This window comes from Paenibacillus sp. FSL R7-277, assembly GCF_000517965.1.
Lineage (GTDB): Bacteria > Bacillota > Bacilli > Paenibacillales > Paenibacillaceae > Paenibacillus_AQ > Paenibacillus_AQ silagei.
The window spans coordinates 24,879-35,890 of record NZ_ASPX01000026.1 but is presented as its reverse complement, the minus strand read 5'-3'; the positions used below and the strand labels follow the sequence as shown (position 1 = coordinate 35,890).

14 protein-coding genes are annotated in these 11,012 nt (G+C 52.2%); 3 read left to right on the top strand and 11 right to left on the bottom strand.

Annotated features, from left to right (window positions below):
* The 9 genes from C173_RS10470 to C173_RS10435 all read right to left on the bottom strand — a co-directional run.
* On the bottom strand, positions 1–274 hold a 274-nt coding region (locus tag C173_RS10470; protein WP_036724605.1), incomplete at its 3' end, for a hypothetical protein.
* Positions 275–684: 410 nt separating this feature from the next.
* Entirely contained in the window at positions 685–1,242 is a 558-nt protein-coding gene (locus C173_RS10465) for an outer spore coat protein CotE (RefSeq protein ID WP_036724604.1), read from the bottom strand.
* Positions 1,243–1,501: 259 nt separating this feature from the next.
* Positions 1,502–2,521, bottom strand: coding sequence for an HD-GYP domain-containing protein (locus C173_RS10460; protein ID WP_036699042.1), 1,020 nt, complete (start codon positions 2,519–2,521; stop codon positions 1,502–1,504).
* 136 nt (positions 2,522–2,657) lie between these two features.
* A complete protein-coding gene (locus tag C173_RS10455; RefSeq protein WP_036724602.1) occupies positions 2,658–3,647 on the bottom strand; it encodes an aromatic acid exporter family protein in 990 nt (329 codons plus the stop codon).
* A gap of 95 nt (positions 3,648–3,742) precedes the next feature.
* Positions 3,743–4,495: an ABC transporter permease gene (locus C173_RS10450; protein WP_425355133.1), complete on the bottom strand. Its 753-nt coding sequence runs from the start codon at positions 4,493–4,495 to the stop codon at positions 3,743–3,745.
* An 80-nt stretch (positions 4,496–4,575) separates the two neighbouring features.
* Positions 4,576–5,355, bottom strand: coding sequence for an ABC transporter ATP-binding protein (locus C173_RS10445; RefSeq protein WP_036724598.1), 780 nt, complete (start codon positions 5,353–5,355; stop codon positions 4,576–4,578).
* 14 nt (positions 5,356–5,369) lie between these two features.
* Positions 5,370–6,380: an ABC transporter substrate-binding protein gene (locus C173_RS10440; RefSeq protein WP_036724595.1), complete on the bottom strand. Its 1,011-nt coding sequence runs from the start codon at positions 6,378–6,380 to the stop codon at positions 5,370–5,372.
* A 91-nt stretch (positions 6,381–6,471) separates the two neighbouring features.
* On the bottom strand, positions 6,472–6,600 hold the full coding sequence (locus C173_RS35345) for a hypothetical protein (RefSeq protein ID WP_268748446.1): 129 nt from the start codon (positions 6,598–6,600) through the stop codon (positions 6,472–6,474).
* A gap of 8 nt (positions 6,601–6,608) precedes the next feature.
* On the bottom strand, positions 6,609–7,253 hold the full coding sequence (locus C173_RS10435) for a hypothetical protein (RefSeq protein WP_036724594.1): 645 nt from the start codon (positions 7,251–7,253) through the stop codon (positions 6,609–6,611).
* Positions 7,254–7,436: 183 nt separating this feature from the next.
* Between C173_RS10435 and C173_RS10430 the strand changes: the two genes are divergently transcribed.
* Positions 7,437–7,676 (top strand): hypothetical protein, encoded by a 240-nt coding sequence (locus tag C173_RS10430; protein WP_036699054.1) that lies wholly within the window; start codon positions 7,437–7,439, stop codon positions 7,674–7,676.
* Positions 7,677–7,803: 127 nt separating this feature from the next.
* Here the strand turns inward: C173_RS10430 and C173_RS34645 are convergent, their stop codons facing one another.
* Positions 7,804–7,941, bottom strand: coding sequence for a hypothetical protein (locus C173_RS34645; RefSeq protein ID WP_179090468.1), 138 nt, complete (start codon positions 7,939–7,941; stop codon positions 7,804–7,806).
* A gap of 329 nt (positions 7,942–8,270) precedes the next feature.
* Between C173_RS34645 and C173_RS10425 the strand changes: the two genes are divergently transcribed.
* The gene (locus C173_RS10425; protein ID WP_036699056.1) at positions 8,271–8,897 is read left to right on the top strand and encodes an FMN-dependent NADH-azoreductase; all 627 of its coding nucleotides are present in this window, start codon (positions 8,271–8,273) and stop codon (positions 8,895–8,897) included.
* Positions 8,898–9,446: 549 nt separating this feature from the next.
* On the opposite strand, the gene rsgA is transcribed toward C173_RS10425, so the two are convergent.
* On the bottom strand, positions 9,447–10,550 hold the full coding sequence (rsgA, locus tag C173_RS10420; protein WP_235191852.1) for a ribosome small subunit-dependent GTPase A: 1,104 nt from the start codon (positions 10,548–10,550) through the stop codon (positions 9,447–9,449).
* A 161-nt stretch (positions 10,551–10,711) separates the two neighbouring features.
* On the opposite strand from rsgA, the gene C173_RS34950 reads away from it, so the two are divergent.
* On the top strand, positions 10,712–10,957 hold the full coding sequence (locus tag C173_RS34950; protein ID WP_235191851.1) for a hypothetical protein: 246 nt from the start codon (positions 10,712–10,714) through the stop codon (positions 10,955–10,957).
* Positions 10,958–11,012 lie beyond the last annotated feature (55 nt).

Here is an 11,012-nt window from a genome sequence, read left to right as displayed (position 1 = left end):
CACCCAACCATCCAGCCCCAAGCCCCCCGCCCATAGCCGCCCCCGCTCCAAGCGGCTGGCAGTCCAGCACGGCCAGATTGAAAATAAGCACGCGGTAATGCTGTCTGTAGCTTGCGGGGTCTTGTCCATCCGAGTGGTTTTGGGTGTCTCTTGTATCTTGCCGCCGCGACCCTCTGCCGATAGAAATGGAGTCAGCCTCAATCCCGCAGCGCCGGAGCCTGCGTTCGATCTGCTCCGGCGCAAGCTGCCGGAATACGTTCAGCCCTTCATTCATGTCTAATGCCCTCCGCCCATACGAAATTCCTCAGGGCCGTATCCCCTCGCGCACCGTCCGGTTGCCGGACAATACCCTTTGAGCGATAAGCCGCTGAGGAAACCAGACCCCCAAATTATCAAATGGAAATAGCACAAGCATCCTTACAAAGACCCTGTCGCACTATACTTGAACATTCGAACGCTGCCCTGTTTAATATTCCTGATGAATGACGCTTCTCCAGCTCCAGCATCCCCCTCCGCTTCAGTTCACCTTGAAGGATACTCAACAGCATGAAGCCTACACCCTTACCATCCAAAAAAAAATTGCATTTTTAAAAAAAAGAGGGCATTCGCCCTCTACGCCGCTGCCCTCTCATCATATAATGGATCATAACCCACACAGTACTTCAGGCAGCGGCGTATTCCTTCCTACAACTCATCATCCAGAGCGTCAGGGTCCAAATCATCGTAATCATAATTCTCGCCTTCAAAATCATAATCCTTGTCTTCCAGATCATCGGCCTGATCACTGACAAACACGCGGAGCTTGGTCTCAGCCACCAGTTCCGCATCGAACTCGCGTTCCACCCGCAGTGTCACACTGCCTCCGCCCGGCGATACCCCGGCTTCCACACAATTGGGTTCCTGCGTTGCCTCCGCAGAGACCTGTGCCGTGGAAGCACGGTGTCTCGGGTCGAGGTACGACAATGGAATAAGCTCCACATAGGAGACCGTTTCCTTGGCAACCTCGGTCTGCTTGTTTTTGTCGTACGAATACCAGATGTTCACATCATAGGTACCGATTACTTCGATTCCGTTCCCGGCGGCAACCGCTTCGTACTGGTGGTTAATGATCCAAGCCCCCAGAATACTAGTCGGATGATGTGGCGGAGTCACGGTATGGGTTGCTGTAGAGAACTTACGACCTTTGCCGCAAATTGCCTTCGTAATGATCTCCCTTGTTTGACGTTTATGGCTTAATGACATCTTTGAACCTCCTCCATACAATCATTCACTATCAAGTGTATGCACGTTCTGGGCATTTGTTGATTGTTAGAGTAGAAATAAATTTGGGTAAGCCCTCAGATGCCGTAACTGAAGCCCTTTGCTTCATTTTATTGCCGGATTTAGTCCATTATGAGTCTCCTGAAGCGAAAAAAAACAAAAGTAGCGGCTCCCCAAACCGGGAAAACCGCTACTTTTTGTTGTGCCAACATTTTAAGCCGGGAAGGGCAGAGGCCCCCTGCTAGGAAAGTACACGTACGATGCCAAGCTGCCGGTGGCGGCTGAGATCGATGAAGTCCTCACCGATGTTCACCAGCGGACGCAGCGGGTCGTGGGCCAGAATCATAATGATTTTGCCGATCTGCCCGTCCGTCAGGAGCACCTCATTGCCGATCATCGACTGCATTAGCTTATTAATGAACACACTGCAGATATACGGGTCCAGCTTGCCGTAGACGTTCTCGTCCATCTGCTTAAGCACCTCATACAGCGGCGCGGCTGTTCGATAGAACCGGTCTGAAGTCATCGCGTGGAAAATATCCGCCACCGCCACGATTTTGCTGAAATCCGTAATCCGGTGGCCCAGCACGCCGAAGGGGTAGCCGCTGCCGTCCATACGTTCATGGTGCTGCAGCGCCACAAGCGCCTGCATATGATTGGTGCCCACCGTATCGCGGATCATCTCATAGCCATAGGTGGTGTGCTTTTTCATCAGGGCATATTCATCCTCACTCAGCGGACCCGGCTTAGTAAGGATCTCGGCCGGGATCATAATTTTGCCGATATCATGAAGCGTCGCAGCAATCGTCAGCATGCTCAGCTCGTCCGGCTTCAGCTTCAGCCATTTGCCAAGCAGCGTAGAGATGATGCCCACCGCCACATTATGCCTGTATGTATAGTCATCCTTAGTCTGCAGCGCAGACAATATTCCAAAGAAATCATTCTTCTCGCTCACCTGCTGGATGAACGGGATCACTTCATTCCTGAGCTCAATCATCGGCAGACGCTTCGTCTTCGTATAGCGCAGCTGCTCAAAAATACTCTCCATCGCCGCCGTACAATCATCCACAGCCAGCTGATAGAATGCAGCGCTGTCGACCTGGACCACATCCTGCGGCTCCAGAACGATCTTGTGCTGCGTAATCAGGCGGATATGCTCTCCGGTGAGCAGGGTCAATGCCGGCAAGACAAATACACCGCTATGATTAAAAAGGTTCGCTACCAGCTGTTTGCCGATATATTGATCATTGCTGTTATTCATATTCCTCACCTGCCAGACCAAGATTCTTGGGTTTTGGACATAACTTAATAGACAAGCTCACTTTGGGTGCTTATGTTTCTTATCGTTATTTTACACCGGAATGTGAATACCTGACACCTAAATTACATGGATTTGCTTACGCTTTGCCCTTCGCAGGCTGCTTATCCTTCGCCGGACGCAGCTCCACCGGGCTCTTATAGCGCTTGGCAATCTTAAGATACAGCGCAAGCTCGCGGCATAATTGCAGAATCGCTGAGCGGATCTCGAATTCCTCACGCGAATCCGGCAGCTCCATCTCCTGGAACTCCTGCTGCAGCTCCTCAAGCAGCCGCTCGGTCCGGCCGGTATATTCCTCAGCCAGCACATCACCGCTAAGCTGGTCGAACAGCTCGGCCACCATATCTCCATGCGGCAGCTGCCGGTACACCTGCGAGAGCAGCTGCATCATATTCTGGATGGACTCCAGCTGCTCCTTGCGCATATAGAAGTACACATTCCAGGCTTCATCCGGGTGGATTACATGATTCTCCATTTCCCTGGATGCCGCGCTCAGCCCCTTCTCCACAGCTTCCCCTGCCCCGATCAGCTCTTTCCCGTCCCAGATATAACCGGGATCACGGAGCGTTCTGGCCATTTGCCGGAAGATGACCGAGAAGTAGCCGTCCACCTCTTTGCGGATGCCCGCAATGATCCCGCCGGTCTGCGGCATATAGATGAAGTTCACAAGTCCGGCCGAGCCGAGGCCGATAATCAGCAGCTCCACCTGCTGCAGCAGGATATGAACCGTGATATCAGCTTGTCCAAACACGCGGAACACAATTACCGAGCTGGTGACGATCCCTTCCTTGAATCCGGCTTTGACAATCAGCGGGAAGCCGAACAATACATACAGTCCTAGTACCCAATAATGAAAGCCCAGGGCCCAGAACAGGATACAGCCCAAAAAGAGTCCCACCAATGAGGCGAAGAAGCGCGCCGAAATCGTGCGTAGACTCCTTTTGCGGGTCGTTTCCACCCCGAGAATGGCCAGCAGTCCCGCGCTTTGCGCATTAGGGATACCAGCGGCGGCTGCCAGCAGAATAGACAGCAAAGTTGCAGCCGCCGTTTTAATAATACGAAATCCCATGTGAATATCTCTCCTACACCGTTAAGCTTCATCATTCAAATAAAGATATAGTCATGGTACAAGATTTTGCCAAGAGACACAATATGACATGGTTCTTACCGTCTCGACAGCAGCAGCTTCTCCACATACACCACCAGTTGGTACATAGCCGTAGCCACAGCCGCAATAATGAGCAGACTCGACATGACCAGGGTGAAGTTGAACACCTGAAAGCCGTAGATGATCAGATACCCCAGCCCCGATTTCGCAACCAGAAATTCACCGACAATAACCCCGACCCAGGACATGCCGACATTCACCTTAAGGGTGGAGACCACCGCCGGGAATGAAGCCGGAAGAATGACTTTGCAGAACTCCTGGCTTTTGGAGGCACCGAAGGAGCGGACCACCTTGACCAGATTCGGGTCCACGCTGCAAAAACTGTTGTACACTACCAGAGTCGTGATAATCACGGTAATCGATAAGGTGGTAATGACAATGGCGGTGAAGCCTGCCCCGAACATGACAATGAAGATCGGGCCCAGCGCCACCTTCGGCATACTGTTGAATACGACCATATAAGGGTCCAGCACGGCGGACAGAAAAGGTGACCACCAGATGACGACAGCCAGCAGCGTCCCGATTAGGGTACCCAGAATGAAGCCCACTGCGGTCTCGCCCACGGTCATTCCCAAATGCGGCCACAGACTCCCGCTGACCATGTCGTCCCAGATCTGCCCGAACACCTTCGTCGGATAGCTGAACAACAGCTCATCGATCCAGCCCATTCTGGCCCCGGCTTCCCAGAGCACGAAGAACACCAGCAGCAGGCTGCTCCGGACCATAAGCACCTGACTCTTGCGGCGCAGCTTCTTCTTCCTGTAATCCGCATGCTTCTGTTCCAGCCACTGCGCACGGGAGGCCGTCTCACGGGGCTGCGCTTCTGTATTCACATTTCTTCCCTCCCTGCCAGCTCCATTTCCTTCCATACCTCGTGAAAAAGCTCCGCGAAGCCCGGCAGGTCCCGCGCATACAGCGGCGGGGTGCGGCGAATCGCTTCCGGAATCTCGAAAATCCTGCGGATTCTGCCCGGATTCGGCTGGAGCAGAATGACCCGGCTGCTGACCGCAATCGCTTCAGACAGGTCATGCGTAACCAGAATCGCCGTGGTTCCCCGGCGCATCAGCGTCTCCGAGACCAGATCCTCCAGCTGCAGCTTAATCTGGTAGTCCAGCGCCGAGAACGGCTCATCGAGCAGCAGCAGACCGGGGTCGGTAGCCAGTGTCCGCACAAGGGCGACACGCTGGCGCATCCCTCCCGAGAGCTGTGCCGGATAAGCCTGCTCCTTGCCCTCCAGCCCCATATCGGCCAGCAGCTGCAGCGATTTGGCGCGCGAGCTTCCGGTGAGCCTTCCGGTCAGCTCCAGCCCGAGCAGCGCGTTATCCTCAATCGTCCTCCAGGGGAAGAGATAGTCCTGCTGGAGCATATAGCCGACCTCCGGCGAAGGTCCCGCGGTCTTACGTCCGCTGAGCAGCACCTCACCGCGTGAAGGCTGCAGCAGCCCGGCGATGATCGACAGAATTGTCGTTTTGCCGCAGCCGCTCGGTCCGACCAGGCTGACGAACTCGCCTTGGCTGACGCTGAGATTCAGATCCTCTATAGCAAGCGAAGCCTCGCGGTCTCCCAGGTAGGCGTGCGTGACTTCCTTCAACTCGACTACTGGAAGCATAGTGGTCGGCCTCCTCACTCCTTAATGGTGCTCTCTGCCCGCTCTGCAAAGCTGTTATTAACAATCTTAGCGGCTGGAATCCGTTCCTTCAGCTCACCGGCATGGTCAATGACATCCAGCAGATTATTCCATTCCTTCTCATCAATTACCGGATTCACCGCATAGGTATCCTGTTCCTTATAACGGCTGATGGCAGAGACCACAATGCCCCGGTCAATCTTGTCAAAATACGGCATTACCGCGTCAGCAATCTCCTCAGGACTATGAGCCTTCACCCATAACTGAGCACGCTGGACCGCATTGGTGAATTTCTGCACCGTGTCCTGATTCTTAGTAATGTAGCTCTGCTTGGACATGAATACCGTATACGGCAGATAACCGCTCTCTACCCCGAAGGAAGCGACCACCTGACCCCGGCCTTCACTCTCGAAGATCGATGCCTGAGGCTCGAACAGCTGCACATAATCTCCAGTCCCGGAAGCAAATGCACCGGCAATATTGGCAAAATCAATGTTCTGGATCAGTGTCAGATCCTTCCCCGCATCAATCCCCTTGTTCAGCAGTGTGAATGCGCCCGCCATCTGCGGCATGCCCCCTTGCCGTTGCCCAAGGAAGGTCGACCCCTTCACTTTGTCCCATGTAAAATGGCTGTCCGGTGTACGCGCGAACAAGAAGGTTCCATCCCGCTGCGTGAGCTGCGCAAAATTAATTACAGGATCATCCGCCCCCTGCTGGTACACGTAAATAGAGGTCTCCGAACCGACCAGCGCCACATCGATTGCCCCTGAGAGCAGGGCCGTCATGGTTTTATCTCCGCCAGGTATCGTCTGCAGCTCCACATCCAGCCCTTCATCCTTGAAAAAGCCCTGCGATAAGGCCACATATTCAGGCGCATAGAACACGGAACGGGTAACTTCGCCGATCTTCACCTTGACATCACCGGTTTTACTGCCGCAGCCTGCAAGAACAGAGCCGAGCACAAGCATCAACAAGAACGGCAATGACAGTCTTTTGAACCCTTTCATCCTCTCCACTCCTTTCCTCCCGGGTCTTTCGCCCTTGCTCTATGCATATGCGGGAGTCTATGGAAAGGTTAAAGCGCAATATATGAAGCGCTTACTTTATATTAGGTTCGTCAACCCCGCCCACTCTATGAATGATCGCAGCGCCGTATTCACGCTGTACCGGACCAGCGAGCCAGACCCGTCTGAATTGGGCGGTGCTTCCGCCGGGGTTATTTTGCAAGAACAATCTTAATAGAGCAGCCATTCCCCAAAAGCATGACACAGCTCCGCCCGGGTCAGCGGGAACGCAATGATATAACCGTCATCCTGCTCACTGCTGCTGCGCAGAACCCATCCGCCCGAAGAAGCTTCAATGTAAGAAATCTGCTGCAGGGTCCAGCCTTCCCCATTCTTCGCACATAACCGTAGTTCACCGGAAGCTGTCCGGTTCTTAAGCACTTTAGCCAATTCAGCGGAGCTGTCAGGATCACCTGTCTCCGCTTCCAGTGAAGCCGCCAGCACACACAACGTCCATGTTCCGGCCTTCTCATGAATCTCCTCATAACTCCGTCTGGACAGGAATACCGCAGGAGCGGACGGTTTCCGGGACTGCGCACGCTCGAAGCAATTGAACAGGTAATAGCAGGCGCGCTTCATCTCTGCCGGCTCTTTCAGCTCGCATCTGAAATCTTCCTCTTCCGTTAACCCTGTCAGGAGGATCTTATCCTTATGTACTTGCAGGCATACGTCCTGCGCATATTCACGCTCATTAAATTTCATTCTGCAGATCCGCTTGGAGCCGGAGGCTGTGCGCAGGAGCTCTGCCACCACTCTACGCCGGGTCTCACCCGGGAACAGATACTGTGCCAGACAGATACAATCTTGCTTATTCACATTCTTTATCCCTTCCTCTGTAGCATACATGTAAGTATTAATGTAAATGAGTGGCTTTCAAAAAAACTGCAAAACTATAAAACTTGCAATCTTTATGTTATCATAAGCTAATTTTAAGGTAAAATTAAGAAACACAGGGTAAGATCAATACCATGAAATACTTTTAGCGAGGTGGTTTTCAAAATGAGAATGCTCATCACTTTTCAAAACAAGCTTGTCCCTGTATATTTCACAACAGAAAACAAACAGCCGACCCAAAAAGTACTTCGACTGCTCAACAGTACGCTTGAACTCAAAATTCAAAAAGGCAAAAACGCCCTGCAGACCTGTTTGAATTCCCTGATCAGTATCGAAATTAAAGGCTCAGAAGCTATATTGCACAGTTACAGTGAAAATGATTCATTGGCCTTATCCCTCTATTAAACAGAGGGATATTTTTTTGCCGGTATACATATAAAGTTAAACAACTTAAAAAAGCACATGCCTGCAAGTGAGGGATGCGCTTAGTCTATCGGTTACAAGGGCTTAGGAGTCAACATTATACCATCAGTCAGCCAATCCGGAGGTTCCGGTTCTCCTCTTTCTCCGCCTTTTTAATTCGCAATTTGAACAACTTCACCAGGTTACGCCGGGTATGCTCTTCGTGACAGCTGTCCAGCTTCTTCAGGATGAAACGGTCGATGGACATGTCAATCGCTCCTTTAAATGGGGGCTTAGTCCCGTGATCTGGAGAGGGAATCATTTCCTCTTCTCCTTATATCACCTATATAACCGGGCCGCTGATTCCTTAAACTTGTCCCTGGCTGCGCCTCCACCGCTTGCGAAATTAGTCATACTACATATGGGCCTTTCAGTAGCAAATGAGATATCCGTTATAGAAGATATGGTACCTTTGACGAAGGACAGCAGCTTCTATAGGCAGAATAAAAATTTTATCCGACGGATATTTACAAACTAAAAATTAAATGCTATATTATCGATAGTTAATATTAAATAGATATCTAAGGAGAAATCATAATGTCGAATGTACTGTTTATCAAAGCTAATAACCGCCCTGCCGAGCAATCCGTAAGTGTTCAGCTCTACAACGAATTCCTGTCCAGCTACAAGGAGACTCATCCGCAGGACCAGATTACTGAACTCGACCTGTTCGCTGAACAGCTTCCTTACTACGATAACACACTCATCACTGGCGTATACAAAGCCGCTCAAGGCTTCGAAGCCACTCCTGAAGAAGCAGCAGGCGCCGCACTTGTGAAGAAATATCTGGACCAGTTCCTGGCCGCTGACAAAGTTGTCTTTGCTTTCCCGCTCTGGAACATGACCGTTCCGGCTGTACTGCACACTTATATCGACTACCTGAACCAGGCTGGAACTACCTTCAAGTATACTGCTGAAGGTCCTGTAGGACTGTTGACTGGCAAAAAAGCAGCTGTTCTGAACGCCAGAGGCGGCGTGTACTCCGAAGGCCCGGCAGCAAGTGCTGAAATGGCCGTTAACTTCATCATGGGCAACCTGAACTTCTGGGGCTTCAAGGAAACTACACAGGTAATCATCGAAGGACACAACCAGAACCCGGACAAATCCGCTGACATTATCGCTTCCGGTCTGCAATTGGCTAAGACAGCAGCAGCATCGTTCTAATCTGCTAATACTTTAACCAGCATACGTAAAACGGGCTGTCCCAAACTTGGGACAGCTCTTTATTTCGGAGTTGGATCAACTTGAGCACTAAAAAGCAGCGATTCCCCCATAATGGGAGAATCGCTGCTTTTTTTAACGTTTGAAGCTTTTAGAAAATCGGGAACTTGGCTCCACAGTAGAACATCTAATTGTGGGACAGGGCCAGATGCCACTGCTATAACAGTTGCTGAAGCAGGTGGATTTTCTCCACTTGCTATTGAACAAGTTGCCTTAAGCTAGATAGCAGTTGGAAAAAAAGCACTTAATCTGCTTCAACTCTTCCCAATCGAGGTATTAGCGGGGTAACAAGTGACGTTTATCCACCTAATTTCCCAAAATGCTCTTAAGTCATCAAATTAAGCTACGTTTTTCCAACTACTCTCCGGGATGGCGTAGCTCCTGCTTACACAATGCTCAACATCCAGCAAGTTTAATCCGTCATGAAAACTTTCATCCCTATTCCCATGCTCGCTTTCATGCTTCTACAACGCCTTGGGATTTCATCGCCGCTCAATATTCGTCCAGCACCCGCTGCCAGCTGTTGCCCTTGGCACGGGGAGGGGTGCTTTTGGCAGAGGCGGCGGCTGTCTTGCGCTTCTGTCTCGCTTCCTTGCTGTTCTGGAATTGCAGCTCCTTTTGCGTCTTGTGGTAATTCTGCAGCCGCTTCCCGTCCAGCACACCGCTGGCGGCAGCCTCAAGCACGGCGCAGCCTTCCTCCCGTGTATGAGTACAGTCGCTGAAGCGGCATTCCGCCGCAAGTGTACTGATCTCACCGAACGCCAGGTCCAGTCCGCCCTCATCCTCCCATAATTGCAACTCTCGCATTCCAGGCGTATCGACGATGATTCCGCCATCCGGGAGGACGAACAGCTCGCGGTGTGTGGTCGTATGACGTCCGCGGCTGTCCCCTTCCCGCACATCCTGGGTGAGCTGCAGATTCCGGCCGCTGAGCCAGTTGACCATTGTCGATTTGCCGCAGCCGGACGAACCGGTCAGTGCTACCGTCTGGCCGCTGCCGATGTAGGGCTGGAGCTCCTCCCGTCCGTCGCCCAGTAAGGCGCTGACCACATGGACCGGGACACCGGGAGCCGCCTGCTGCATTTCGGCCATTTTCAGCTCCGCATCGGTGCACAGATCTGCCTTGGTCAATAGAATGACAGGATTCGCCCCGCTGTTCCAGGCCATAATCAGATAACGCTCCATCCGCCGTACATTGAAATCATCATTCAGTGCACTGACCAGGAATAAGGTATCCACGTTGGAAGCCACAATTTGCTCCTCCTGAGTCGGGCCAGCCACCTTGCGCGAGATGACGCTGTGACGGGGAAGCACACCATGGATCACCGCATGCGCTCCGCCATCCTGCATCGCCAGGACCACCCAGTCCCCTACCGCCGGATACTCGCCGGACCCGCTCAGCGAATGCCGGAACTTGCCTGACAGCTCACCCCATATTTCACCTGCTGCAGTAATCACCCTGTATTTACTGCCGAAATCTCCGGCAATCCGCCCCGGCGCAAATTCTCTGTCGTCCAGCATCCGCAGCTTATCTGTCCATTTTCTGTTCCATTCTTCATTCCAGCCGTACTGTTCAAGCTTGATATCGATATTCATGCATTTCCTCCTGAATGGGTTATTATCGTTCTCATACCTCCGCTTATCACACATCCATGTATCTCCGGGCAGCATTGGCTCCACATGCGCACACAAAAAACCGCCGGAACCCAAAGGTTCCGGCGGCAGAGGCAGACTCGGCCGCGGTCCGGCTTTTGCTGTTGTACAGCAAAGACCGTCCGCTGCGGGCAGAGTCATTCCAGGGTAGTGAGTCTGCTCCTCTGCGCGAGAAGAGCAGAATCCACTATCCGGGCGTGATGCAGCAGACCTGCACACGCAAAAAAGCCGCCGGAACCGATACGGTTCCCGGCGGCTCTAGAAGGCATCATAGAGCTTACCTGCGAAGCTGGGGATCAATTATTACTCCACAGCCGCATTTCCCGGAAGACACGTATCCACAACAGTAGCAACCAATCCTGAACCGCTAGTATAAACTACCATTTGACATCGTCTCCTTCCGAA

What these genes read in the sequence shown, in the direction of transcription:
- C173_RS10465 (WP_036724604.1), bottom strand. Translation starts at nt 1,242, where the DNA reads ATGTCATTAAGCCATAAACGTCAAACAAGGGAGATCATTACGAAGGCA.
- C173_RS10455 (WP_036724602.1), bottom strand. Translation starts at nt 3,647, where the DNA reads ATGGGATTTCGTATTATTAAAACGGCGGCTGCAACTTTGCTGTCTATT.
- C173_RS34645 (WP_179090468.1), bottom strand. Translation starts at nt 7,941, where the DNA reads ATGTCCATCGACCGTTTCATCCTGAAGAAGCTGGACAGCTGTCACGAA.
- C173_RS10430 (WP_036699054.1), top strand. Translation starts at nt 7,437, where the DNA reads ATGAGAATGCTCATCACTTTTCAAAACAAGCTTGTCCCTGTATATTTC.
- C173_RS10425 (WP_036699056.1), top strand. Translation starts at nt 8,271, where the DNA reads ATGTCGAATGTACTGTTTATCAAAGCTAATAACCGCCCTGCCGAGCAA.
- C173_RS10445 (WP_036724598.1), bottom strand. Translation starts at nt 5,355, where the DNA reads ATGCTTCCAGTAGTCGAGTTGAAGGAAGTCACGCACGCCTACCTGGGA.
- C173_RS10440 (WP_036724595.1), bottom strand. Translation starts at nt 6,380, where the DNA reads ATGAAAGGGTTCAAAAGACTGTCATTGCCGTTCTTGTTGATGCTTGTG.
- C173_RS10460 (WP_036699042.1), bottom strand. Translation starts at nt 2,521, where the DNA reads ATGAATAACAGCAATGATCAATATATCGGCAAACAGCTGGTAGCGAAC.
- rsgA (WP_235191852.1), bottom strand. Translation starts at nt 10,550, where the DNA reads ATGAATATCGATATCAAGCTTGAACAGTACGGCTGGAATGAAGAATGG.